This is a genomic window from Streptomyces sp. NPDC111656, assembly GCF_055656965.1.
Window position 1 is genome coordinate 47262 of record NZ_JBVKCA010000024.1, and the last position, 22491, is coordinate 69752.

The 22491-nt window shown below is 71.4% G+C and carries 23 protein-coding genes; 10 read left to right on the forward strand and 13 right to left on the reverse strand.

Annotated elements, in window-relative coordinates:
* Positions 1-223 precede the first annotated feature (223 nt).
* A complete protein-coding gene (locus ACZ7M3_RS43870; protein WP_355308008.1) occupies positions 224-775 on the forward strand; it encodes a GtrA family protein in 552 nt (183 codons plus the stop codon).
* A 24-nt stretch (positions 776-799) separates the two neighbouring features.
* Here the strand turns inward: ACZ7M3_RS43870 and ACZ7M3_RS43875 are convergent, their stop codons facing one another.
* Both ACZ7M3_RS43875 and ACZ7M3_RS43880 read right to left on the reverse strand, forming a co-directional pair.
* Positions 800-2080, reverse strand: coding sequence for an ATP-binding protein (locus tag ACZ7M3_RS43875; RefSeq protein ID WP_355308007.1), 1281 nt, complete (start codon positions 2078-2080; stop codon positions 800-802).
* A gap of 198 nt (positions 2081-2278) precedes the next feature.
* Positions 2279-2956, reverse strand: a complete 678-nt coding sequence (locus ACZ7M3_RS43880; protein WP_018566970.1) for a response regulator transcription factor — start codon at positions 2954-2956, stop codon at positions 2279-2281.
* A 492-nt stretch (positions 2957-3448) separates the two neighbouring features.
* Between ACZ7M3_RS43880 and ACZ7M3_RS43885 the strand changes: the two genes are divergently transcribed.
* The 3 genes from ACZ7M3_RS43885 to ACZ7M3_RS43895 all read left to right on the forward strand — a co-directional run bounded on the left by ACZ7M3_RS43885 (position 3449) and on the right by ACZ7M3_RS43895 (position 5536).
* On the forward strand, positions 3449-4945 hold the full coding sequence (locus ACZ7M3_RS43885; RefSeq protein ID WP_472071332.1) for an oligopeptide:H+ symporter: 1497 nt from the start codon (positions 3449-3451) through the stop codon (positions 4943-4945).
* A 101-nt stretch (positions 4946-5046) separates the two neighbouring features.
* Complete coding sequence (locus ACZ7M3_RS43890) at positions 5047-5310, forward strand: hypothetical protein (RefSeq protein ID WP_355308005.1); 264 nt, start codon at positions 5047-5049, stop codon at positions 5308-5310.
* An 85-nt stretch (positions 5311-5395) separates the two neighbouring features.
* Complete coding sequence (locus ACZ7M3_RS43895; RefSeq protein WP_168509025.1) at positions 5396-5536, forward strand: hypothetical protein; 141 nt, start codon at positions 5396-5398, stop codon at positions 5534-5536.
* A 3-nt stretch (positions 5537-5539) separates the two neighbouring features.
* Here the strand turns inward: ACZ7M3_RS43895 and ACZ7M3_RS43900 are convergent, their stop codons facing one another.
* A complete protein-coding gene (locus tag ACZ7M3_RS43900; protein WP_472071334.1) occupies positions 5540-5839 on the reverse strand; it encodes a DUF397 domain-containing protein in 300 nt (99 codons plus the stop codon).
* Here ACZ7M3_RS43900 and ACZ7M3_RS43905 point away from each other — a divergent pair.
* The 3 genes from ACZ7M3_RS43905 to ACZ7M3_RS43915 are packed head-to-tail and all read left to right on the forward strand — an operon-like array spanning position 5838 to position 6360.
* Positions 5838-6014, forward strand: coding sequence for a hypothetical protein (locus ACZ7M3_RS43905; RefSeq protein ID WP_472071336.1), 177 nt, complete (start codon positions 5838-5840; stop codon positions 6012-6014). The genes ACZ7M3_RS43900 and ACZ7M3_RS43905 overlap by 2 nt on opposite strands.
* Complete coding sequence (locus tag ACZ7M3_RS43910) at positions 6011-6190, forward strand: hypothetical protein (protein ID WP_129592292.1); 180 nt, start codon at positions 6011-6013, stop codon at positions 6188-6190. The genes ACZ7M3_RS43905 and ACZ7M3_RS43910 overlap by 4 nt, the downstream gene beginning before the upstream one ends.
* On the forward strand, positions 6187-6360 hold the full coding sequence (locus tag ACZ7M3_RS43915) for a hypothetical protein (RefSeq protein ID WP_165854085.1): 174 nt from the start codon (positions 6187-6189) through the stop codon (positions 6358-6360). The genes ACZ7M3_RS43910 and ACZ7M3_RS43915 overlap by 4 nt, the downstream gene beginning before the upstream one ends.
* A 151-nt stretch (positions 6361-6511) precedes the next feature.
* Here ACZ7M3_RS43915 and ACZ7M3_RS43920 read toward each other — a convergent pair whose 3' ends face one another.
* From ACZ7M3_RS43920 to ACZ7M3_RS43945, 6 genes are all read right to left on the reverse strand, one after another.
* Positions 6512-7867, reverse strand: a complete 1356-nt coding sequence (locus ACZ7M3_RS43920; RefSeq protein WP_472071426.1) for a hypothetical protein — start codon at positions 7865-7867, stop codon at positions 6512-6514.
* Positions 7868-7926: 59 nt separating this feature from the next.
* Positions 7927-9051 carry a hypothetical protein gene (locus ACZ7M3_RS43925; RefSeq protein ID WP_472071428.1) on the reverse strand — a complete coding sequence of 375 codons (1125 nt, stop codon included), beginning with the start codon at positions 9049-9051 and terminating at the stop codon, positions 7927-7929.
* Positions 9052-9077: 26 nt separating this feature from the next.
* Entirely contained in the window at positions 9078-10028 is a 951-nt protein-coding gene (locus tag ACZ7M3_RS43930) for a COG1470 family protein (protein WP_472071339.1), read from the reverse strand.
* A gap of 53 nt (positions 10029-10081) precedes the next feature.
* The gene (locus ACZ7M3_RS43935) at positions 10082-10801 is read right to left on the reverse strand and encodes an LPXTG cell wall anchor domain-containing protein (protein WP_472071341.1); all 720 of its coding nucleotides are present in this window, start codon (positions 10799-10801) and stop codon (positions 10082-10084) included.
* Between the two features lie 181 nt (positions 10802-10982).
* Positions 10983-11498, reverse strand: coding sequence for an ATP-binding protein (locus tag ACZ7M3_RS43940; protein ID WP_355307999.1), 516 nt, complete (start codon positions 11496-11498; stop codon positions 10983-10985).
* Between the two features lie 291 nt (positions 11499-11789).
* Positions 11790-12158, reverse strand: coding sequence for an STAS domain-containing protein (locus ACZ7M3_RS43945; RefSeq protein WP_054236877.1), 369 nt, complete (start codon positions 12156-12158; stop codon positions 11790-11792).
* A 239-nt stretch (positions 12159-12397) separates the two neighbouring features.
* On the opposite strand from ACZ7M3_RS43945, the gene ACZ7M3_RS43950 reads away from it, so the two are divergent.
* Together ACZ7M3_RS43950 and ACZ7M3_RS43955 are read left to right on the forward strand one after the other, a co-directional pair.
* A complete protein-coding gene (locus ACZ7M3_RS43950; RefSeq protein ID WP_472071343.1) occupies positions 12398-13318 on the forward strand; it encodes an RNA polymerase sigma factor SigF in 921 nt (306 codons plus the stop codon).
* A gap of 219 nt (positions 13319-13537) precedes the next feature.
* Positions 13538-15055: an RICIN domain-containing protein gene (locus ACZ7M3_RS43955; protein WP_472071345.1), complete on the forward strand. Its 1518-nt coding sequence runs from the start codon at positions 13538-13540 to the stop codon at positions 15053-15055.
* Between the two features lie 62 nt (positions 15056-15117).
* On the opposite strand, the gene hutI is transcribed toward ACZ7M3_RS43955, so the two are convergent.
* Genes hutI through hutU form a run of 4 tightly spaced genes read right to left on the reverse strand, consistent with a single transcriptional unit; the run spans position 15118 to position 20571 of the window.
* Positions 15118-16305, reverse strand: a complete 1188-nt coding sequence (gene hutI, locus ACZ7M3_RS43960; RefSeq protein ID WP_472071347.1) for an imidazolonepropionase — start codon at positions 16303-16305, stop codon at positions 15118-15120.
* Positions 16306-16340: 35 nt separating this feature from the next.
* The gene (locus ACZ7M3_RS43965) at positions 16341-17681 is read right to left on the reverse strand and encodes a formimidoylglutamate deiminase (RefSeq protein WP_472071430.1); all 1341 of its coding nucleotides are present in this window, start codon (positions 17679-17681) and stop codon (positions 16341-16343) included.
* On the reverse strand, positions 17672-18901 hold the full coding sequence (locus tag ACZ7M3_RS43970; protein ID WP_472071349.1) for an allantoate amidohydrolase: 1230 nt from the start codon (positions 18899-18901) through the stop codon (positions 17672-17674). The genes ACZ7M3_RS43965 and ACZ7M3_RS43970 overlap by 10 nt, the downstream gene beginning before the upstream one ends.
* Positions 18898-20571 (reverse strand): urocanate hydratase, encoded by a 1674-nt coding sequence (hutU, locus tag ACZ7M3_RS43975; RefSeq protein WP_095854260.1) that lies wholly within the window; start codon positions 20569-20571, stop codon positions 18898-18900. Before hutU ends, ACZ7M3_RS43970 begins: the two co-directional genes overlap by 4 nt.
* 116 nt (positions 20572-20687) lie before the next feature.
* On the opposite strand from hutU, the gene ACZ7M3_RS43980 reads away from it, so the two are divergent.
* Positions 20688-22256, forward strand: a complete 1569-nt coding sequence (locus tag ACZ7M3_RS43980; RefSeq protein WP_472071351.1) for a type III PLP-dependent enzyme domain-containing protein — start codon at positions 20688-20690, stop codon at positions 22254-22256.
* The last annotated feature ends 235 nt before the right edge of the window (positions 22257-22491 follow it).

Sequence of the window (22491 nt, forward strand, 5' to 3'; positions counted from 1 at the left end):
GCGCCATGGGGGCCGGTTTCCACGCCTGCGGTCCGGCCGTGATCCCGGCGTGGCCCCGGTCGCGATCCCGACTGTGATCCCGGCCGCGGACCGGTTTTCCCTCGCTGTGACCCGCTCTTTCCGGTCCCGTGAGGCCCTCCACAGGCACGAGGGCCGCCCGCTGGTTAGAGTGGCTGGGTTGAATTTTTCGACCGATGTCCGACCTACGGGGGCTGGCGACACCATGGGCAGTGCTTCTTCGGGGCTTCACGTACGGCCCCGCAGCGGGGTTCGCCGCCGGTTCGACCAGCTGTTCCGGGAGATCGCGAAGTTCGGGGCGGTCGGCGGGGCGGGGCTTCTCGTCAACCTGGTGACCTTCAACCTGGTGCGCAGCGCGACCGGGCTGCAGGTCGTGCGGGCGAGTGTCATCGCCACGATCGTCGCAATCGTCTTCAACTACATCGGATTCCGCTACTTCACGTACCGGGACCGCGACACGGGCGGCCGCACCAAGGAGATGAGCCTCTTCGTGCTGTTCAGCGCGGTGGGGCTGGTCATCGAGAACGGTGTGCTGTACGTGGCGACGTACGGGTTCGGCTGGGACAGCCCGCTGCAGAGCAACATCTTCAAGTTCCTCGGCATCGGCATCGCGACGCTGTTCCGCTTCTGGTCGTACCGCACGTGGGTGTTCCGTACGGTCCCGGACGAGGCGCGTGAGGTCCTGGAGAGCGCGGAGGCGATCCTCGACGAGGAGCCGGAGCCTCGACGGTCCCGGGCACGGGCCCGGGCGAACTGAGCCCCCGGGGGCTGCCCGACGGGGCTATCTGACCGTTCGTTCCTCGTCGTCCTCCACCAGGTGTGGTCTTTTCAGCGGGGTGCGGGAGAGGAACAGGCCGAACACCGGTGGCTGTGCCTGGAGCATCTCCAGACGGCCCCCGTCCGCCTCCGCGAGGTCGCGGGCGACCGCGAGGCCGATGCCCGTGGAGTTGCGACCGCTGATCGTGCGCTCGAAGATGCGGGCGCCCAGGTCGGTGGGGACACCGGGGCCCTCGTCCGTGACCTCCACCACGGCCTGGTTGCCCGTGACACGGGTGCGCAGGGCGACCGTGCCACCCCCGTGCATGAGCGAGTTCTCGATGAGCGCGGCCAGTACCTGGGCGACCGCGCCCGGGGTGCCGACGGCCTGCAGATGCCGCTTGCCCGAGCTGACGATGGCGCGGCCCGCGCTGCGGTAGGCCGGGCGCCACTCCTCCAGCTGCTGCTTGATGACCTCGTCGAGGTCGAAGGTGACGGCGGAGCCGGTACGGGGGTCGCGGGCGTTGGTGAGCAGCCGCTCCACCACGTCCGTGAGGCGCTCGACCTGGGTCAGGGCGATCGTCGCCTCCTCCTTCACGTTGTCCAGGTCATCCGTGAGGGTGATTTCCTCCAGGCGCATGGAGAGGGCCGTCAGCGGCGTACGGAGCTGGTGGGAGGCGTCCGCGGCGAGGCGTCGCTCTGCGGTGAGCATCCGTGCGATCCGCTCCGCGCTGCCGTCAAGGACGTCGGCGACACGGTCCAGCTCCGGGACGCCGTAGCGCTTGTGGCGCGGGCGGGGGTCGCCGGAGCCGAGCCGCTCCGCGGTCTCCGCGAGGTCGGTGAGCGGGGAGGCGAGGCGGTTGGCCTGCCGTACGGCCAGCAGGACCGCGGCGACGATCGCGAGCAGCGCGACCGCCGCGATGATCAGGAGGGTGCGGCCGACCTCGCGCGTCACGGCCGAGCGGGGCTCCTGGACGGTGACCGTCTCGCCCTCCTCGCCCTTGGCCGTGGAGTGGATGACCTCACCGCTGGGCTGGAGGCCGAGCTCGAGGGGGGCCTGGCCGGGGATGCGGATCACGGCGTACCGGTCCTCCGCGACCTGGTTCTTGAGGATCTCCGCGTTGATGTGCTCGTCACCGAGGATGCGGCTGTCGACGATGCTGGCCAGGCGCAGGGCCTCGGAGTCCACGCGTTCCTGGGCGCTGTTGCTGATCGTGCGGGTCTCGACGATCACGAGGGACACGCCGAAGACGGCGATCACGACGAGCACGACGGCGAGCGTGGACTGGATGAGACGGCGACGCACGGGGTCCTCCGGGCGGGTGGCTGTACGTGGACCAGTGTGCCTTGACGCTGCGCTGAGCTGGGGCAGGGGAGGCGCTCGGGAGCCCGGGGTTCTCCTTGGCTGCGGGCCGGTGGGGGCTGGGCGCGCGGTTCCCCGCGCCCCTCAGGGCGGGGCTTCGCCCCGAACCCCGCCCCCCGCCCGACTTCCGCCCCGCGGGCCTCAGCTCTTTTCGAAGCGGAAGCCGACTCCTCGTACCGTCGCGATGTAGCGGGGGTTCGCCGCGTCGTCGCCGAGCTTCTTGCGGAGCCAGGAGATGTGCATGTCGAGGGTCTTGGTGGACGACCACCACGTGGTGTCCCAGACCTCGCGCATCAGCTGGTCACGCGTGACGACCCGGCCGGCATCGCGGACGAGGACCCGCAGCAGGTCGAACTCCTTCGCCGTGAGCTGGAGTTCCTCGTCGCCCATCCAGGCCCGGTGCGACTCGACGTCGATGCGCACCCCGTGCGTGGCGGGCGGCTGCTGCGGCTCCGCGGCGCCGCGCCGCAGGAGGGCCCGGACACGGGCGAGCAGTTCGGCAAGGCGGAAGGGCTTGGTGACGTAGTCGTCGGCGCCCGCGTCGAGACCGACGACGGTGTCCACCTCGTCGGCGCGCGCGGTCAGGATGAGGATGGGGACGGTGTGGCCTTCGGCACGGAGACGGCGGGCCACTTCGAGGCCGTCCATACCGGGCAGGCCCAGGTCCAGGACGACCAGGTCGACGCCGCCCTGCATTCCGGCGTCGAGCGCGGTGGGTCCGTCCTCGCGCACTTCGACCTCGTAACCCTCACGGCGCAGGGCACGGGCCAATGGCTCCGAGATGGACGCGTCGTCCTCGGCGAGCAGTACACGGGTCATGGGGTGATGGTAGTCCGCCGCGGACAGCGCCTGTGGTGTGATCGCCAACCGTAATTCTTACCTGGGGCTGTACGGTTTCTTGCCTGCGGCTGTGGGAAGCGATCTTGTCCGGTGCCTTCGAATGGGTGTCCGCGGTTCCATTCTCACCTGTGATCCATCTCTCAAGTCCTTCCATATGCCACATTGACATGTCGTATGGTGACCAGACGCCTGTAGCACCAGTAGGAGACCTTTGGCGCGTACTTGCCGCTGAAGGTCTCTTTCATGTGCGGGCTGGTGTTCGCCAGCCTCGAAAGGAATGACCTGTGGCCGGGCCCGAGCGCATCACCTGCGTGACGGGCGTGGATCCCGGTGGTCGCCGTCCACCGCTTCGCAATCCGGAGCGGACTCCCCGTGGGCGTGGGGAAGGACGGTCGAGCCCCGCCGGTGCCGGCCGCCCCCCACCGGGCGCGTAACGCTCAAGCAGCGCGTCCCGACCAGCAAGGAACGACCATGGCGTCCAGCCTGACGAAGGACTCGGCGACTCCGGGCACCCCCGGTTCCGAGAGGACCTTCTTCGGCCACCCCCGCGGACTGGCCACTCTCTTCATGACCGAGATGTGGGAGCGATTCTCCTACTACGGCATGAAGGCTCTGCTCCCGCTGTACCTGGTGGCACCGGGTGGCCTGCACCTGAGCGCGGCCACCGCGACCGCGATCTACTCGGTGTACCTGTCGCTGGTGTACCTGCTCGCCCTGCCGGGTGGCTGGTTCGCCGACCGTGTCCTCGGCCCCCGCAAGACGGTCGCCGTCGCGGGCGTCATCATCATGCTGGGCCACCTCACGCTGGCCCTGCCGTCGTCCGGCACGTTCTACGGCGGCCTCGGGCTCGTCGCGATCGGTTCCGGTCTGCTGAAGGCCAACATCTCCACGATGGTCGGTCACCTCTACGACGGTCCGGACGACCCGCGCCGTGACGGTGGCTTCACGCTCTTCTACATCGGCATCAACGTCGGCGCCTTCGCCGCTCCGCTGGTCATCGGCACCGTCGGCGAGAACGTCAACTGGCACCTGGGCTTCGCGCTCGCCGCGCTCGGCATGGCGCTGGGTCTGGCCCAGTACCTGCTCGGCGGCCGTCACCTGAACCCGCGCTCGCACGAGGTCCCCACGCCGCTGTCGGCCGAGGAGAAGGCCGCGACGCTGCGCAAGTCCGCGCTGTGGGCGGCCGTCGCGGTGGTCTTCTACTGCGTCGTCGGCTTCTCGGGTCACTACACCCTGAACTGGCTGCTGGTCCCGATCACCATCGCCGGTCTGATCATCCCGGTCCTGGTCATCGCCCGGATCAAGCGGGACAAGGACCTCGACCGCGCCGAGCAGTCGAAGATGTCCGCGTACATCTGGTTCTTCGTCGCCGCGGCCGTGTTCTGGATGATCTACGACCAGGGCGGCTCGACCATGTCGATCTTCGCCGACTCCTCCGCCGAGAACACGATCTTCGGCTGGGAGTTCCCGGTCTCCTGGTACCAGTCCGTCAACCCGGTCATGATCATGGCGCTCGCGCCGGTGTTCGCCTGGGCGTGGCTGGCGCTGAACAAGCGCGGCAAGGAGCCGAGCACGGCCACCAAGTTCGCGTCGGGTCTGATCCTGATCGGTGCCTCGTTCTTCCTGTTCCTGGCTCCGCTGACGATCGCCGAGGGCGGTCACAAGGCGGCCGCGATGTGGCTGGTCGCGATCTACTTCGTGCAGACCGTCGGCGAGCTGACGCTCTCCCCGGTCGGCCTCTCCGTCACCACGAAGATGGCTCCCGCGAAGTACGCCTCCCAGATGATGGGTGTCTGGTTCCTGGCCGTCACCGCCGGTGACGCCACGACGGGTCTGCTGTCCATCGCCAACGTCGACCTCAACAAGACGGGCATCGTCGCCCTGGAGGCGACGCTCGCCGTGGTCGCCGGTGTCGCGGTGTGGATGTACCGCAAGAAGGTCAAGGAACTGATGGGCGACGTGCACTGACGTAGGTCCGGGGCTTGCCGGAGGGCCGCCGCATCCTTTGGGGTGCGGCGGCCCTCCGGCGTTTTCCTGCCGACCGAGGTATTCGCCTGCATTCTGTCCGTATGGCTGACACCACCATCAAGATCAGTGACTCGACAAGGGATCGGCTGCGCACGCTCGCCGAGGAACGCGGCCTGAGCACGCGCGCCTACGTCGAGCGTATGGTCGCCGCGACCCCGACGGAGGAGGAGCGCGCGGAGCACACGGCCCGCGCGGTTGCCTACGTCCGGGCCAACCTCGGCCCGGACCTCACCGAGGCGGATGTACGCGCGGCGCAGGAATGGCGTGCCGCGATCGCGGCCGGGCAAGTAGGGGAACGCCGTTGATCATCAAGCCGCACATGTAGATGCTCTGCCGGGTCTGGAGTTCCTGCCGCTCGACTTCGCCGCCGCCGCCACGGTCGAGTAAACGGTGGCAGCCGGCCTGGAGTGGGCGTACGGGCATGCTGTCCATGCCGCGGCCATGGGGGTCGTCCCAGGAAGGGTCATGACCGCCACGCCCGAGGCCTACGACCGTACGGGCGTGTGGGCCGTCGACATCGGCAAGCCCTGAGTCTCAGGCGCCGGGCAGCTCGTCATGTCGCACAGCAGTGACGAAGGACGCCCAGGCCGCCGCCGGGAGTATCAGGGCGGGGCCGTTGGGGTTCTTGGAGTCGCGGACGGGGACGAGGGGGGTGGGGGCCGGGAGGTTGTCGGCGACTTCGAGGCACTGGCCGCCGTCCGAATTGCTGTAGCTGCTCTTGCGCCAGAAGGCGGCGGCCAGCAGGTCGTCGGAGACCTCGACGCACTCGCCGCCGTCCGAATTGCTGTAGCTGCTCTTGCGCCATGTCACGGCTGTCAGGTCGACGGATCGCATGGTGCTTCCTCCAGCATCTGCCACCACCACGACCCTCCCCCGACTCCCCCGCCGCACCCGTACCCGTACCCACAGCACCACCTCCTCCCCCTGGACCCCGCCCGGCGGCTGGGCGCGTCCGACCCCCGCGGCGCTGCGGGCGATCGAGGCGGCGCTCGCGCAGTGGTCGGCATGACGGCGCGTACGGCGGTGGCGGCGCCCAGGCCCCCGTACGGCGGCGGCTGCGACGTGTGCGCGGCGCTGCTCGCCCAGCGGACGGCCGCGAAGGAAGCGGGCCGCACGGGCGAGGTCGCCGAATGCGACCGGGAATTGCGGGCGCACGGCAGACACGGAGAGGGGCGTACGCCGTGACCGGGCCGACGTACGACGTGAGCCGCTCCCCCGTTCCCGTCGACGGCTGCGAGGCCTGCCGGGAGCTCGCCGCACGGCGCCACGCGGCGCGCGCGGTGTTCGACCACAGCGCGGTGAGCGACGCGAACGTGCGGATGCGGGCGCATCTGCGGCAGGAGCACGGCGGGTGAGGAGGAGACGGCGGACCCCGCTCGACGACGCGTGGCTAAGCGCGCGCCTCCGGTGGGAAGCCGGTCCAGCCTCGGGCCGTGCCCCGACGCCAAACCCGCACCCCGGGGTCCAGGTCAAGCGGACCCGGGGTGCGGACGGTGCGAGAGGGCGTCAGCGCACGCGGCGGTGCGGCAGGAAGACGAAGACCGCTCCGCCGAGCAGGATCGCCGTGCCGGCCACGAAGCCGAGTGCCCGAAGCCCGCCGTGGTCGTTCGCGCCGGTCTCGGCCAGACCTCCGCCGGAAGAGGACGAGGACGAGGACGACCCGGAGGATGACCCGGAGGATGACCCGGAGCCCGACGTCGTCGCGCCGGAGACGCCGCCCGACTGCTTCTGGACGTCAAGTTCCAGTGAGACAGCGGTCTTTGTCGCCTTGCAGGGAATCGTGATCGGGTCGGCTCCGGCACTCAGCGTCACGACGATCGTCAGATCACCTGGGCTGAGCGTGGCCTTGCCGTCCGCTCCGGGCTTGTACGTGCCCGTCATGTCGCCGAGCGAGACCGGGTCGCCCGTGTTGAGGGCGTCCTTGTTGGCAGGGCCCTCGACCTTGAGCGAGCCGCTGTCGTCGCCGCCGACCGTGATCACCATGGAGGGCTTCAGCGCGCCCGCGGGCAGCGGGGCGGGGCTGTTCATCACGCCCTCGGCGGTCTTCACCGTGAGGTCGTAACTCCCGCCGTTCTTCTTGGCGTTGATCGTCGCCGAAGAGTCGATCTTGGCGGGGCCGGGCGAGGTGCAGGCGAAGGACGTGGCCACGGTCTTGCCGGCGAAGTCGGTCTGACCGTCATCGCCGCCGGAGGTCGAACCACCGGTGGTCGAACCACCAGACGTCGTGCCACCGGACGTCGTGCCACCGCCGGTCGTGGATCCACCCGAAGTCGTACCACCGGTGTCACCACCCGTCGCCGTGCCTCCGGAGGTGGTCGTCCCGCCGGAGGTCGAGCCGCCCGAGGTCGTCGAACCGCCCTCGGCGGCCGTCACCTTGATGGTGGCAGCGGCCGGCACCGCCTCCTGTGGCGTGCACTTGGTGTCCGTCGAGTAGGCGGTGATGGTGTACGCGTCCGGCGTCAGCGTGACATCACCCGCCGTCGTCAGCTTGACCTTGCCCGTCATGTCGGACAGCACCATGTCGCCGCCCTTGGGAATCTCCGGGTTCTCCTGCGGCCCCTCCATCGCGATGTCCGCGGTCTGCGCGCCGGACGCCTTGAGGGTTCCCGTGGGCTTGACCGAGTCCTTCGGCAGGACGATGAGGTCCGGATTCTTGGACGCCGCCTGGACGAACTTCCACACGACCTGGATCTCGTCGCCCACCTTCGCCGTCGCCGGTGCGGTGATCTCCACCTTGGTGGTGCCCTCGACGGGGTCCAGGCCGGAGGCCGCGGGCGGTATGCACTCCGTCTTGTACGCCACCTCGGCGGCCTGCGCCGGGACCGCGGCCACTCCCAACAGGATGCCCGCGCCGCCGAGCATCAGCGCGAGCCCGGCCGCGCTCGTTCTGCGGCCTCCGGGTACAACTCTCCGTCGCCTGTTCACGTGTTCCCCTTCGTCGTCGGACCGGTGTCGTGCGGTGCGGAGAGCTGACCGTTCGCCGCGGTCCCCGGAACGTTGTCCGGCGTGAACCACGGCAGGGTCGGGTTCGTAGGAGTGCCGGGTGGCACGGATGTGGCCGCGGACGCGCTCGCTCCGGGCACACGGGACGGGCTCGCCTTGGCCATGCGGAACGGGGCCGGCCTCGGCACACGGGAGGCGAGTTCGGGCAGGCGCAGGCTCCGATGGCGCCCCGCCCGCCCCGCCGACCTGTGCGGGCGCGCCCGGTCCACCACGGCCATCCCGACCCGGAAGACGGCGGCCGGCACCACCACGGCGAGCAGGATCCAGAAGAGGGTCACCCCCCAGGGACGGCCCACCCCCCAGGGCTGCTCGGCGAGGACCTTGCCGCCGTACCGCAGCGAGACCGTGTAGTCGCCGTGCGCCCCGGCCGCGAGCTCGACCGGCAGCTTGATCTGCGCCTTCTTGCCGGGTGCGATCGTGCCGCGCCAGTCCTGTTCCTCCCACTGCGGCGCGAACACCCCGTGGGAGGTGCCGATCTGGAACACGGGGTCCTTGACGGCGGCGGTGCCGATGTTGCCGACGGTGAAGACGAGTTGGCGCGAGGCCGGCGCGCCGAACCACGTCAGCAGCCCGCTCGACCCGTCGAGGCGGGTGTCGGTGAGCACCGAGAGCCGCCCCCCGCCCACCTCCTTCGGCAGTGGTTCGACCGAGTGCCCGGCGACCATGAAGATCGCGTCGGCCTCCGCCTTCTCCCCCGTGACCGTGGCGACGTGCACCACGCACGGGCACGGTTCGGGCGGCTCGGTGACCGGCAGTTCCTTGCTGAAGTGGCCCTGGGCGTCGGTGGTGACGGCCCGGCCGTCGGCGTTGGCGCAGGAGTTGGTGCCGCCGATCAGCCCCCGGGACGGCACGGCCTGCCCGCAGATCAGCATCATCAGCAGGGTCCTCGGCCGCCATCCGTTGCCGGTCACGACGATCGAACCGCCCGTCCCCGCCTCGGACTTGGACAGGCTCACGCCGGGTTTCCCGGCCGCGGACGCCGGGGACACCGGTCCCGCCAGCGGGGCCAGGACGAGCGCGAGCGCCGCCACCAGCGCCGACATCCGCGCCTTGCCGCTCAGGACTCCGCTCACGACACCGCTCCCGTCCACTCGACTTCCGTACGCGGCCGTTCACTCGTCCCGCCGTCCGTCGTACGGCGCCTGTGCCGTCGTACGACCCACCAGGCGCCCAGCGCCGCGAGCGCCGCCCCGGCGGTGGCCGCGAGCGCGCCCCACGGCACGAACCGCACCGACGCGGACGCCGTGGCGCGTGCCCCGCCCGCCGCCGTCACCGTCAGCCGTACGTCGACCGCGTCCAGCGCCGGGGGGTCGCGCCAGGGCTCGGTGAGCGTGACGCGGCGGCCGGGCAGGAGGTCGAGGGGCAGGGTGCGCGGGGCGCGGTCCAGGGCCCGGCCGAGGACGCCGTCGGCGCGTACCGCGAGTTTCGGGGTGAGCACGGTGTTGCCGCGGTTGACCAGCTCGTACGAGATGCGCCCGCCGTGCACGGCGACGTGCTCGACCGTGAGCGCCGACACCGCGGGACCGCCGACCCGCAGCTGGACCCGGACCGCCGAGGACCGGCCGCCGGCGCCCGCCACGACCGCGCCGGGGTGGTCGCCGGGCGTCGCGCCCGCCGGGACACTCACGGTGAACGGCACGTCGGCCCGGGTGTGCGCGGGCACCCGCAGCGAGAGCGCGCGCACCGGGACCCGGCGGCCGCCCCGCTCTCCCGCGAAGGCGATCCACGCACCGGTGTCCGTGGACTTCCCGGCGGCGCGCACGGTGAGGTCGCCGTCCGCGGTGTTGTCGGCGTCCGCGCCTCGCAGTCGCACGGTCACGGGCCGCGCACCCGGGTTGAGCACGGACACGGAGTCCTGCAGCACCGTGCCGGGCGCGCCCTCCGCGTAGACGTACGGCCGCCCGCCCGGCGCGCTCGCGGAGGGCGCGAGGGACCAGCCGTCGGCGGCCGCGGCCGCCGGGGAGGCGGCGGCCGACAGCAGCACGGCGACGGCACAGCGGAGGACGGGGGCGTACGGCATCGGCGGCTCCTGCTGGTCGTACGGTCGTACCGTCGTACGGGGACGTGGCGCCCTCAGCGGCGGGTCGTCTGATGCCTGCGGGTCAGCCACAGCGTGCCCGCCGCGCCCGCGAGCAGCACCGTGCCGCCGAACGTGCCGAGGGCGATCGCCGAGTCGGCGGGGCCGGTCTGCGGGAGCCGGCCGCCGGAGTCGGTGCCGGTCGAGCCCGTCGAACCGCCCGAGCTGCCGGATCCGCCGCTTCCCGAACCACCGCCCGCCGCCGTGACGTCGAGGGTCAGCGACGGCCCGGGGTTGTTGGTGGGGGTGCAGGTGGTCGTCGTGCCGAGCGCCTTGATCGTGAGCACGCCCGCGGTGAAGGTGACCTTGCCGGTCTTCTCCGGTGTGTACGTACCCGACAAGTCACTGATTTTGATGGGGGTGTTGGCGGGGATCGCGGCCGCGTTGGCGGGGCCGCTGACGGCCACCGTGCCGCTGTCCGCGCCGCCCACCTTGATCACGGCGCTGGGGCTCATCGCGCCCTTGCCGAGCTCCACCGGGCTGGAGGAGACGCCCTTCTGCCAGGACATGGTGAGCTTGTAGCCGCTGCCGCTCTTGACGCTCTTGATGTCGATGGGCGACACGGCGCTCTTGTCGCCGATCGGCGTCTTGCACTGGTAGTTGACGTTCACCACACTGGCCTCGGCGACGGGGGCGGCCATCAGCACCGCCGAGCCGGCCAGGGCCGCGGCGAACGCGAGCGCGGCGGTTCGTTTCTGGTACGTCCGGTACGACACCTCGGGGCCTCATTCCTGACGGAACATCAGATCGGCCGTCAAGGTACGCCCGGTGCCTTGTGGAGGGAAGACAAAGTGCGCGCCGGATCCGAGGAGATCCGGCGCGCGTTCGGCAACGTACGAAGAAGGATTCGAACCGCGGGTAACCCGAGGTGGGAGTCGCACCCGGGATCGGGTGGGGCTACGCGGGCGCCCCGAGTTCCGCCCACACCGTCTTGCCCGTGACCCCCGGAGTGCGCACGACCCCCCAGTCCAGGCACAGCCGCTGCACGATGAACATGCCGTGGCCGCCGGGGCGGCCGGCGCGGTGCGGGGTGCGCGGGGCGGGCTGGCCCGCGCCACGGTCGGAGACCTCGACGCGCAGCACCTTGTTGTCGCAGGAGATCCGCAGCTCGTCCGGGCCCTCGGCATGCAGGCAGGCGTTGGTGACGAGTTCGGAGACGACCAGCAGGACGTCCTCGGCGGCGGCCCGCTGGTCGGCGCTCGCGGCGGGCAGCCAGCCCCACGCGTGCAGCGCCTGGCGGGCGAAGTCGCGGGCCAGCGGCACGACGCCGCTCTCGCCGTCGAAGCTCAGTCTGCGGGCCTGACGCCTCCCGGACGGGACGGCCGGGCCGCCGTCCCCAGGCGCCCCGGAAGCGCCGCCGTCGCCCGACTCCGGGCCGCGGTCGCCCGGCGAGTAAGGCCGGGTGGTGCTCATCAGCGCTTCACCTCACCGATTCACCAGTTTCACGATTCAAGACTCAGTACTCAGCATGTGGTACGCGCCGCGGGTGCTTCCGCACTCAGGGCGTCCGGACGAATATCTACGTATCTGCGACGATCACCTACGACGTTCCCACCGATTGTTGCCGACATAGTCAGGTTGTCTCCTGCCCGACCGTTCCGTCGGAACACCCCCTTTGCGCGACGGGGATCGTGTGACGCGGGCGATGCCGCGATCGCAGGGGGCACTGCGGAGCACGCCGAGGCGGGGCCCCGACCACCCCGGCTAGTCGGCCAGGGCCGCATCGAGCGTCTCGTGGACGGTGAAGACGGCCTCGGCCCCGGTGATCTCGAAGACCCGGGCCACCACCGGCAGCATCCCCGCCAGGTGGACTCCACCCCCCGCGGCCTCGGCCTTCAGCCGGGCACCGAGCAGCACGTTCAGCCCGGTGGAGTCGCAGAACTCCAGTCGCGAGCAGTCCACGACCAGTCGCGAGTGCCCCTTGTCAAGGCAGTCCTCGAGTGGCTCGCGCAACAATTCGGCCGTGTGGTGATCCAACTCACCCGCGGGGGTCACGACGGCGCTTGAGCCCTCTTCCCGCACCTCGACTAGAAGCCGGCCCGACTGTGCGCTGCCGACCGTCTGGCGGTCCATGCCGTCTCTCTCCCGAGCGTCGCGACTGCTGATGTACGCACTCGAACACTACGCCTTCCTTACGATCCCCGACACCCGAACAACCCCCTGAAAATGGACATTTCACCGCGCAACGCACTTGCGGGCGACGCGCGAAAGCGGGTAGGGCTAGTAGCGACACCTATTCGACACGGCCGGCTACGGAGGCGCCCGCACACCGCAGTGCACGCATTGGCATCGGCGGCCATATGCCGAGAACGATGGAGGACACCATGTCACCCCGGCTCGACGCATCGCAGACCCAGACGGCGACGTCGACACCTTCTCTGGAACGCCCGGAGCGTCTCGACGAAACCGGAACCAGCGGACTCGACGGACTCGACGGACTTCCCGAGATCCCCCCGTACGACGAGGTGGGACCGGTGGACGCACGGGCCCTGTCCAAGACCCTCTTCGAGCGGCTGGAGTCCCTCGAAGAAGGCACCCGCGACTACTCGTACGTGCGCAACACGCTGGTCGAGCTCAACCTCGCGCTGGTCAAGTTCGCCGCCTCCCGCTTCCGCTCCCGCAGCGAGCCGATGGAGGACATCATCCAGGTCGGCACGATCGGCCTGATCAAGGCGATCGACCGCTTCGAACTGAGCCGCGGCGTCGAGTTCCCCACCTTCGCGATGCCGACCATCATCGGCGAGATCAAGCGATTCTTCCGCGACACCTCCTGGTCCGTGCGCGTACCGCGCCGACTGCAGGAACTCCGTCTCGACCTGGCCAAGGCGGGCGACGAACTCGCCCAGCAGCTCGACCGGGCGCCCACGGTGGGCGAGTTGGCGGAGCGCCTGGACATCACCAACGACGAGGTCGTCGAGGGCATGGCCGCCTCGAACGCCTACACGGCCAGTTCGCTGGACGCCCAGCCCGAGGAGGACGACTCCGAAGGCGCGCTCGCGGACCGCATCGGCTACGAGGACCACGGCCTCGAGGGCATCGAGTACGTGGAGTCCCTCAAGCCCCTGATCGCCGAACTCCCCTCGCGCGACCGGCAGATCCTCTCGCTGCGCTTCGTCGCCAACATGACCCAGTCCGAGATCGGTGACGAGCTCGGGATCTCGCAGATGCATGTGTCGCGGCTGCTGTCGCGGACGCTGGTGCGACTGCGGAAGGGGCTGACGGTCGAGGAGTGACGGTCGAGGAGTGACGCTCCCCGCCCTCTCCGGCACCTCTTCTCAGCTGAGAGCGGTCCGGCGCCGACGGCGCCGGGCCGCTTTTTTCTTGCGTTTTTTCTTGCGCCTCCTTCCTCCCTCTTTCCTCAAAGGGCCACCCCCGTCACTATGAGCACTCCAAACTGGCTGGTATGTCAGGACGGGAGCGAGTGACCGCACGGGGTACGAGGAGGCCGGCACATGGCTCAGGACGACGCGGGCGCGTCCGACACGCGGCTCACCGAACTGCTGAGCGCCGACACCCCCAGCGCGTATCCGGCCCTCCAGGAGCTCCGCGAACGGCACCGCCCGTCCGTCCTCGCCTACGCCCGCCTGTGCACCCGCAGCGAGTCGGCCGCACGGCAGCTCGCGGCGCAGGCGTTCACCCTGGCTGCCCAGGAGACGGCGCGCGGCTCGAACCCGAGCGTCCCCTGGCGCCACCGGCTCCTGCTGCTGGCGGGGCAGGTGGCCGCCTCGTGGGCGAGGGACGAACGGGCCGCCGGCCTCGACCCCGGTCTGCTCCTCGTGCTGAGCGCGGCCGGCCCCGGCGGGCCCGTGCCGCCCATGCTCGCCCCGTTCCAGTCCCTCCCGTCCCGCGCCCAGGGCCTGCTCTGGTACGTGATCGTGGAAGAGGAACCCGCCGACCGGGCGGCCGTCCTGCTCGGCCTCACCCGTGAGGACGTGGCGTACGGCGCACAGCCCGCACTGCACGCCCTGGGCCAGGCCTGTCTGAAGTCCCGGCTCGCCGCCTCCGACGACCCCAGCTGCGGGGACTTCCGACGGCTGATCGAGGAGTCGCTACGGCCGGACAACCCCCGTTCCAGCCCCGATCTGCACGCCCACATGGCGCACTGCGCGCACTGCACGACGGCGTACGAGGAGCTGTCCGCCCTGCGCGACCATCCGCGCACCGCGCTGGCCGAGGGACTGCTGCCGTGGGCGGGCACGGCGTACGTCATGAGCGAGGCGGGCGAACCCAGGCCCGGCGTCCCCGCCTCATCGGGGCCCTGGCCGCCGTCCCGCCGTTTCGTCCTCACCTCGGCGGCGGCCCTCGGCGTCGCCCTGGTGCCGCTGCTGTTCGTCGTGCTGTCGTCGGGCGGCTCGCCGTCCCAGAACACGGCGGGCTCGGTCACCACCCCGTCGAGCGTGCCGCAGGTGACGGTGACGGCGACCGTCTCGGCGACCCCCTCGCCCCCGGCCCCGCTGCCCTCCGCGACCAGCAAGTCCCCTTCCCCGACTTCCCCGACGCGGAGCCCCTCCCCCTCGAGATCGGCCAGTCCGACGCCGTCTCCCACGCCCACCCCGACCTACCCGCCGGGCAGCAACTACGCCCAGGTCGTGAACCTCGCCTCGGGCCTGTGCCTGGACATCCGCGACGGTGATCTGACACAGGGCACGGACGTCGTCACGGCCCCCTGTACCTCGGCCCGCACCCAGCGGTGGCGGGTCGACTCCGGGCGCGGCGTCCTGCAGTCGTACGCCGACTCCGACCTCTGTCTGGACAGCCGCGGCTCCGTCGACAACGGCGTCGGGATCTGGGACTGCGGCTCGATCGACGGCAGCCACGGCCAGAACCTGAGGTTCACCGTGGACGACGACGGCGTGATCCGCCCGTCCATCGCCCTCGAGACCGCGGTCACGCCGAGCGGCGGGGACGGCCTGTCCCTGCTGCCGCTCGACGGGGGCACGAGTCAGCGGTGGCGGGCGGGGGCCTCGTGACCCCGGCGTCCTGACCGGCGCCGTGACCCCGGCCTCGCGGCCTCGGACTCGTGACCCCGGCGTCAGACCTCGCGTGCGCCGCGCCGCCAGACGCCGGTGACCAGCGGTACGCCCGGCCGGTAGGCGAGGTGGACGTGGCTGGGCGCGTCCAGGAGGGCGAGGTCGGCGCGGGCGCCGACGGTGAGACGGCCGATGTCCTCGCGGCGCAGAGCCGCCGCGCCGCCCGCCGTGGCCGACCAGAGCGCCTCGTCCGGGGTCATCCCCATGTCCCGTACCGCCAGCGCGATGCAGAACGGGACGGAGGAGGTGAAGGAGGAGCCCGGGTTGCAGTCGGTGGAAAGGGCGACGGTGACGCCCGCGTCCAGGAGGCGGCGGGCGTCCGGCCACTCGGCGCGGGTGGAGAACTCGGCGCCGGGGAGCAGGGTCGCGACCGTGCGGCCGTTCGCCAGGGCTTCGACGTCCGCATCCGTGAGGTGGGTGCAGTGGTCGGCGCTCGCCGCGTCGAGTTCGACGGCGAGCTGGACGCCGGGGCCGTACGAGAGCTGGTTGGCGTGGACGCGCGGGTGCAGGCCCTTCGCCTTGCCCGCGGTGAGGATCGCGCGGGCCTGGTCGCCGTCGAAGGCGCCCTTCTCGCAGAAGACGTCGATCCAACGGGCGTACGGGGAACAGGCGTCGAGCATCTCGCCGGTCACCAGGGCCACGTACGCGGCCGGGTCGTCGGCGTAGTCCGGGGAGACGATGTGCGCGCCGAGGTAGGTGACCTCGTCGGTGTGCGCCGCCGCGATGCGCAGCGCCCTGGCCTCGTCCTCGACGGTGAGGCCGTAGCCCGACTTGGTCTCGAAGGTGGTGGTGCCCTGGCGCAGGGCCTCGTGGAGGTAGTGCGTGAGGTTGCGCTCCAGGTCCTCGTCACTGGCGGCGCGGGTGGCGGCGACGGTGGTGCGGATGCCGCCCGCCGTGTAGCCGCGGCCCGACATGCGGGCGTTGAACTCCTGGGTGCGGTCGCCCGCGAAGACGAGGTGCGAGTGGGAGTCCACGAAGCCCGGAATCACGGCCCGGCCACCGGCGTCGACCCGGTTGTCAGTGGCGGGTGCTTTTCTTGAGTCACCGGTCCACGCGATGCGGTCGCCTTCGATGACGACGGCCGCGTCCTGGATCAGACCGAGGGGAGATCCGTCGCCGAGGGAGGGATCGTTGGTGACCAGACTGGCGATGTTGGTGATGACGGTGGTCGTGCCGGTGGTGCTGCTCATGGCGTCCTCGTGGGGGCGGGGTTCGGCGGTCGTCTCTAGGCGCGCAGTGCTTCGACTGCCTGCGCGAGGGCCTGCGGCACATCGGGAACAAGATCGTGCGCCCCGTCGCGTACGACGTGCCGGCCGCCCACGACCGTGTGCCGTACGTCGGCCGCCGTCGCCGCGAATACGGCCGTCTCGGCGCCCAGGCGCGGCACCGGTCCCGCTGTTCTGACCGAGTCGAGGGCGATCGTCGTGAAGTCGGCGAGCGCGCCCGCTTCGAGGATGCCCGCGTCCTGCCAGCCGAGGGCCGCGTGGCCGTCGGCGGAGGCGGCGCGCAGCAGGGCGGCCGCCGTCCAGTGACCGCGGGTGCGGGTGCGCAGGCGCTCGTTCAGCTCCATCGCGCGGGCCTCTTCGAGGAGGTCGATGACGGCGTGGCTGTCGGAGCCGAGGGAGAGGGGCGAGCCGGCTCGCTGGAGGGCGACGGCGGGGCCGATGCCGTCCGCCAGGTCCCGTTCCGTCGTCGGGCACATGCACGTGCCCGTCCGGGAGTCGCCCAGCAGCGCGATGTCCTCGTCCGTGAGGTGCGTGTTGTGGACGCCGGTCGTGCGGGGGCCGAGCACGCCGTGGTCGGCGAGGAGCCGCGTCGGAGTGCACCCGTGGGCGGCCTGGCAGGCGTCGTTCTCCGCCGTCTGCTCGGACAGATGCACGTGCAGCGGGGCCTGCCGCTCCTCGGCCCAGCGCGCGACCGTCGCCAGCTGTCCTGCGGGCACGGCCCGTACGGAGTGGATGGCCGCACCGATCCGTGCGTGATCACGGTCCTTGAGAAGTGAAGAGCGTTCCGCCCAGGCCTCCGCGCTGCCGTCGGAGAAGCGGAGCTGGTGGTGGTTGGGCGGCTGTCCGAAGCCGGAGGACACGTAGGCCGTGTCGAGGAGGGTGATCCGGATGCCGGCCTCGTCCGCGGCCGCGACGAGCGCCTCGCCCATCGCGTTCGGGTCGGCGTACGGGGTGCCGCCGGGGGCGTGGTGCACGTAGTGGAACTCGCCGACGGCCGTGACGCCCGCGAGCGCCATCTCCGCGTACACGGCGCGGGCGAGCGCGTGGTAGGTGTCCGGGGTCAGTCTGTCGGCGAAGGAGTACATGGTCTCGCGCCAGGTCCAGAAGGTGCCGGAGCCGACCTGGACGGTGCCGCGCAGGGCGCGGTGGAAGGCGTGCGAGTGGGCGTTGGCGAGGCCGGGGAGGGTGAGTCCGCGGAGGATCTCGGCACCGGGGGGCGGGGTGGCGGTGTTCTCGCGGACGGCGGTGATCCGCCCGTCCGTCACGTCCAGGGCCACGCCCGGCTCGACGTGGGTGTCGAGCCAGGCGTGTTCAAGCCAGTACGTCTGCGTCACCTGCAGGCCAGCCCTTCGAGTACGTCGGCGAGTGCGGTCACCCCGGCCACGCAGTCGTCCTCGGCGGCGTACTCGGCCGGGGAGTGCGAGACACCCGTGGGGTTGCGTACGAACAGCATGGCGGTCGGGACGGTCCCGGAGAGGATTCCGGCGTCGTGTCCGGCGCCCGTGCCCAGGACGGGAACCGTGAGTCCCGCGGCCTCTTTCCCGTCCTTGCCCAGAATGCGGGCGAGCTCGTCGCGCAGGGCGTGCTCGAACTCGACGACGGGGGTGAACGACTCGCGGACGACGTCGAGTTCGACGCCCTGGGCCTCCGCGTACTCGCGGGCGGCCTTCTCGACGCCGGTGACGACCGTGTCGAGGCTCGCCTGGTCGGCGGCGCGGGAGTCGAGCCAACCGCGCACGAGGGAGGGGATGGCGTTCACGCCGTTCGGCTCGACGGAGATCTTGCCGAAGGTGGCGACGGCACCGGCGAGCTGGGCCTCCCGGCGGGCGGCGAGCACGGTCTCGGCGTACGACAGCATCGGGTCGCGGCGGTCGACGAGCCGGGTGGTGCCCGCGTGGTTGGCCTCGCCCCGGAAGTCGAAGCGCCAGCGACCGTGCGGCCAGATGGCGCTGGCGATGCCGACCTGGTCGCCGCTGAGGTCGAGGGCGCGGCCCTGCTCGACGTGCAGTTCGACGAAGGCGCCGATGCGGGCGAGGCGCTCGGGGTCGGGACCGATGGTGTCGGGGTCGTATCCGGCGCGCTCCATGGCCTGCGGGAGCGTGATGCCGTCGCCGTCGGTCAGCCGGTGCGCCTGCTCGACGGTGAGCTGTCCGGCGGCCAGCCGGGAGCCGACACAGGCGAGCCCGAAGCGGGCGCCCTCCTCGTCGCCGAAGTTGACGATGGCGAGGGGACGGGTGAACTCCGCCTGCCGGGCGCGCAGTGCGTCCAGGGCGGCGAAGGAGGACACCACGCCGAGGGGCCCGTCGAAGGCCCCGCCGTCGGGCACGGAGTCCAGGTGGGACCCGGTGACGACGGCGTCACCCTCGGCGGGGTCGCCGAGCCAGGCCCACTGGTTGCCGTTGCGGTCCAGCTCGTAGCGCAGCCCGCGGGACTCGGCCTGGGCCCGGAACCAGGCCCGGCAGTCGGCGTCGGCCCCGGTCCAGGCGAAGCGGCGGTAGCCGCCGGAGGCGGAGCTGCGGCCGATCGGCAGCAGCTCCGCCCACATGCTGTGGAAGGTCACGCGGCGCCGCCCTCGTCGCCTTCGCGCATCGGGATGCGCACGCCGCGCTCCTGGGCGACGGACTCGGCGATGTCGTAGCCGGCGTCGACGTGCCGGATGACGCCCATGCCGGGGTCGTTGGTGAGCACGCGGCGGATCTTCTCGCCGGCCAGCTTGGTGCCGTCCGCGACGGAGACCTGGCCGGCGTGGATGGAGCGGCCCATGCCGACGCCGCCGCCGTGGTGAATGGAGACCCAGGAGGCGCCGGAGGCGACGTTCACCATGGCGTTGAGCAGCGGCCAGTCAGCGATCGCATCGGAGCCGTCGAGCATGGCCTCGGTCTCGCGGTACGGGGAGGCGACGGAGCCGCAGTCGAGGTGGTCGCGGCCGATGGCCAGGGGCGCGGCGAGTTCGCCGGACGCCACCATGTCGTTGAAGCGCTCGCCGGCCTTGTCGCGCTCGCCGTAGCCGAGCCAGCAGATACGGGCGGGCAGGCCCTGGAAGTGGACGCGCTCACCGGCCAGCTTGATCCAGCGGTGCAGGGACTCGTTCTCCGGGAAGAGGTCGAGGATCGCCTTGTCCGTCTTGTGGATGTCGGACGCCTCGCCGGAGAGGGCCGCCCAGCGGAAGGGGCCCTTGCCCTCGGAGAAGAGGGGGCGGATGTAGGCGGGGACGAAGCCGGGGAAGGCGAACGCCCGCTCGTACCCGGCGAGCTGGGCCTCGCCGCGGATCGAGTTGCCGTAGTCGAAGACCTCGGCGCCGGCGTCCATGAAGCCGACCATCGCCTCGACGTGCTTGGCCATGGACTCCCGGGCGCGGGTGGTGAAGCCCGCCGGGTCCTTGGCGGCCGCGTCGGCCATGTCGTCGAAGTCGATGCCGATGGGGAGGTAGGCCAGCGGGTCGTGGGCCGAGGTCTGGTCGGTCACGATGTCGATGGGGGCGCTCTCGGCGAGCATGCGGGGCAGCAGCTCGGCGGCGTTGCCGAGCAGACCGATGGAGAGCGGCTTGCGCTGGTCGCGGGCCTCGACGGCGAGCTGGAGGGCGTGCTCCAGGGAGTCGGCCTTCACGTCCAGGTAGCGGTGCTCGATGCGGCGCTCGATGGCGCGCGGGTCGACGTCGATACAGATCGCGACGCCGTCGTTCATCGTCACGGCGAGCGGCTGGGCGCCGCCCATGCCGCCGAGACCGGCGGTCAGCGTGATGGTCCCCGCAAGCGTGCCGTTGAACTTCTTGGCGGCGACGGCGGCGAAGGTCTCGTAGGTGCCCTGGAGGATGCCCTGGGTGCCGATGTAGATCCAGGAGCCGGCGGTCATCTGGCCGTACATGGTGAGGCCGAGGGCCTCCAGACGGCGGAACTCCTCCCAGTTGGCCCAGTCGCCGACCAGGTTGGAGTTGGCGATGAGGACGCGCGGGGCCCACTCGTGGGTCTGCATCACGCCGACGGGGCGGCCGGACTGGACGAGCATTGTCTCGTCCTGCTTGAGGGTCCGCAGCGTGCGGACCATGGCGTCGAAGGAGCGCCAGTCGCGGGCGGCCTTGCCGGTGCCGCCGTAGACGACGAGCTTGTCGGGGTGCTCGGCGACCTCGGGGTCGAGGTTGTTCTGCAGCATCCGCAGGGCGGCTTCCTGCTGCCATCCCAGGGCACTCAGTTCCGTACCGCGCGGCGCTCGGACGGGGCGGGGTCCTGACATGGTCTGCCTCCTAGCGGACTGTTGCAGTAGATATTCACATCCTGGCTTCTTGAATAGAGCTAGTCAATAGATGAGTGGGCCAGCGGGGGCGTGGCGCGGATGTTTGGCTGGGACGTATGGGCACAGACAGGGACACGACGGAGGATTCAGTGAGCGATGGGGCAGCAGGGACCAGGGCGTCTTCGACGGGGACGCCGTCGACCGGGATGCCTTCGGCGGCGGCGCCTTCGGGTGGGACTTCGGCGGGCGGGGCACGTTCGGGTGAGTTGCCTTCGGCGGGCGGGGGCGAGTCCGGCTCCGCTCGCGTGGCGCGGCGCGACGATGCCGTCCGGGCCGCCGTGGAGCATGGACTGCTGGGGCCCGAGGCCCCCATCATCGCCCTCCTCGACGTTCCCGGCATCAAGGCCTCGGTGGCGGAGCTGCGGGCCGCCTTCGACGCGGTGACGGCGCCGGGCACACCCGTGCTGCACGCCTTCGCGGTGAAGGCGACCCCGCTGGTGCCCGTACTGCGGCTGCTGCACGAGCACGGCATCGGCGCGGAGGTCGCGAGCCCCGGCGAGCTCGCCCTCGCACGGGCGGCCGGAGTGCCACCCTCCGAGACCGTGCTCGACTCACCCGCCAAGACGATCGCCGAGCTGCGCGAGGCGCTGGCGCTGGGCATCGCCGTCAACGCGGACAATCCGCAGGAGCTGGACCGCATCGACGGCCTGGTGGGGGACCTGCCGGGCGGGCCGAACGGCGCTCCCGCGGGATCCCCGCACCCCCGCTCCCCCATCGGAATCCGGGTGAACCCGCAGGTCGGCGGGGGTTCCATCGAGGCGTTGTCCACAGCGACGACGACCTCGAAGTTCGGGGTCGCGCTGCGCGACGAGGGTGCCCGGGAGTGGATCGTCCAGGTGTACGCCGACCGTCCGTGGCTGACCCGGCTGCACGCGCACACCGGATCGCAGGGCATCCCGCTCTCGCTGATGGCACGGGGGATCGCGGAGACGTACGCGCTCGCCGAGGAGATCAACCGGCGTGTCGGGCGGCAGCAGATCGACACGCTCGACATCGGCGGCGGACTGCCGGTCAACTTCGGCTCCGACGTCACGACCCCGACGTACGCGCAGTACGCACGGCTGCTCGCCGAGGCGGTGCCGGGACTCTTCGACGGGCGGTACGGACTGGTCACCGAGTTCGGGCGGTCGCTGCTGGCCAAGCACGGGACGGTGGTCGCGCGGGTCGAGTACGCGAAGTCCGCCGGAGGCCGGCCGGTCGCGGTGACGCACGCCGGGGTGCAGATCGCGACCCGCACGGTGTACGCGCCCGGGTCCTGGCCGCTGCGGATCGCCGCGTACGACGCGTTGGGGCGCCCCAAGGCGGGGCCGGACGTCGTCCAGGACATCGCGGGGCCCGCCTGTTTCGCGGGCGACCTGCTCGCCGAGGGGCGCGCGCTCCCGCTGCTCGAACAGGGCGACTACGCGGCGGCGTTGGACACGGGCGCGTACTACTTCGCCCACCATTACGCGTACAACTCCCTGGCCCGGCCGGGCGTGTACGGCTTCGCGTCGGTCGAGGGCGGCAACGGCAACGGCAACGGGGGTACGGACGTGCGGTTCGCGGTCGTACGGGAGCCGCAGGGCGTGGAGGAGATCGTCGCGGAGTCGGGCGGCGCGCGGCCGACGGCACTCACGGCGCTGTAGCACCCGGCACCCGACGCCCGGCATCTGGCACCTGGCGCCCCGAAATAGAACACGGCGTGCGTGCCCCCGCCGCGCACCCCTGCGGACCTGCGAGCGCCCCCCGGCACGCCTTCGCAACGCCCTGACCGGCATCCGAACAGCCCCAAGAGGACGGAAAATATGGTCAGTTGACCCACCTTAGTCACCGCGCGCATGTTCCACAGGAAAATGCCAGATCGCTCACCCGTCGCGCACA

Bases quoted from the DNA above. Each gene is read 5' to 3' on its own strand.
- ACZ7M3_RS43870 (WP_355308008.1), top strand. From the start codon at position 224: ATGGGCAGTGCTTCTTCGGGGCTTCACGTACGGCCCCGCAGCGGGGTT.
- ACZ7M3_RS43880 (WP_018566970.1), bottom strand. From the start codon at position 2,956: ATGACCCGTGTACTGCTCGCCGAGGACGACGCGTCCATCTCGGAGCCA.
- ACZ7M3_RS43885 (WP_472071332.1), top strand. From the start codon at position 3,449: ATGGCGTCCAGCCTGACGAAGGACTCGGCGACTCCGGGCACCCCCGGT.
- ACZ7M3_RS43890 (WP_355308005.1), top strand. From the start codon at position 5,047: ATGGCTGACACCACCATCAAGATCAGTGACTCGACAAGGGATCGGCTG.
- ACZ7M3_RS43905 (WP_472071336.1), top strand. From the start codon at position 5,838: ATGGTGCTTCCTCCAGCATCTGCCACCACCACGACCCTCCCCCGACTC.
- ACZ7M3_RS43900 (WP_472071334.1), bottom strand. From the start codon at position 5,839: ATGCGATCCGTCGACCTGACAGCCGTGACATGGCGCAAGAGCAGCTAC.
- ACZ7M3_RS43910 (WP_129592292.1), top strand. From the start codon at position 6,011: ATGACGGCGCGTACGGCGGTGGCGGCGCCCAGGCCCCCGTACGGCGGC.
- ACZ7M3_RS43920 (WP_472071426.1), bottom strand. From the start codon at position 7,867: ATGCTCGGCGGCGCGGGCATCCTGTTGGGAGTGGCCGCGGTCCCGGCG.
- ACZ7M3_RS43925 (WP_472071428.1), bottom strand. From the start codon at position 9,051: ATGTCGGCGCTGGTGGCGGCGCTCGCGCTCGTCCTGGCCCCGCTGGCG.
- ACZ7M3_RS43930 (WP_472071339.1), bottom strand. From the start codon at position 10,028: ATGCCGTACGCCCCCGTCCTCCGCTGTGCCGTCGCCGTGCTGCTGTCG.
- ACZ7M3_RS43940 (WP_355307999.1), bottom strand. From the start codon at position 11,498: ATGAGCACCACCCGGCCTTACTCGCCGGGCGACCGCGGCCCGGAGTCG.
- ACZ7M3_RS43945 (WP_054236877.1), bottom strand. From the start codon at position 12,158: ATGGACCGCCAGACGGTCGGCAGCGCACAGTCGGGCCGGCTTCTAGTC.
- ACZ7M3_RS43950 (WP_472071343.1), top strand. From the start codon at position 12,398: ATGGAGGACACCATGTCACCCCGGCTCGACGCATCGCAGACCCAGACG.
- ACZ7M3_RS43955 (WP_472071345.1), top strand. From the start codon at position 13,538: ATGGCTCAGGACGACGCGGGCGCGTCCGACACGCGGCTCACCGAACTG.
- hutI (WP_472071347.1), bottom strand. From the start codon at position 16,305: ATGAGCAGCACCACCGGCACGACCACCGTCATCACCAACATCGCCAGT.
- hutU (WP_095854260.1), bottom strand. From the start codon at position 20,571: ATGTCAGGACCCCGCCCCGTCCGAGCGCCGCGCGGTACGGAACTGAGT.
- ACZ7M3_RS43980 (WP_472071351.1), top strand. From the start codon at position 20,688: ATGGGCACAGACAGGGACACGACGGAGGATTCAGTGAGCGATGGGGCA.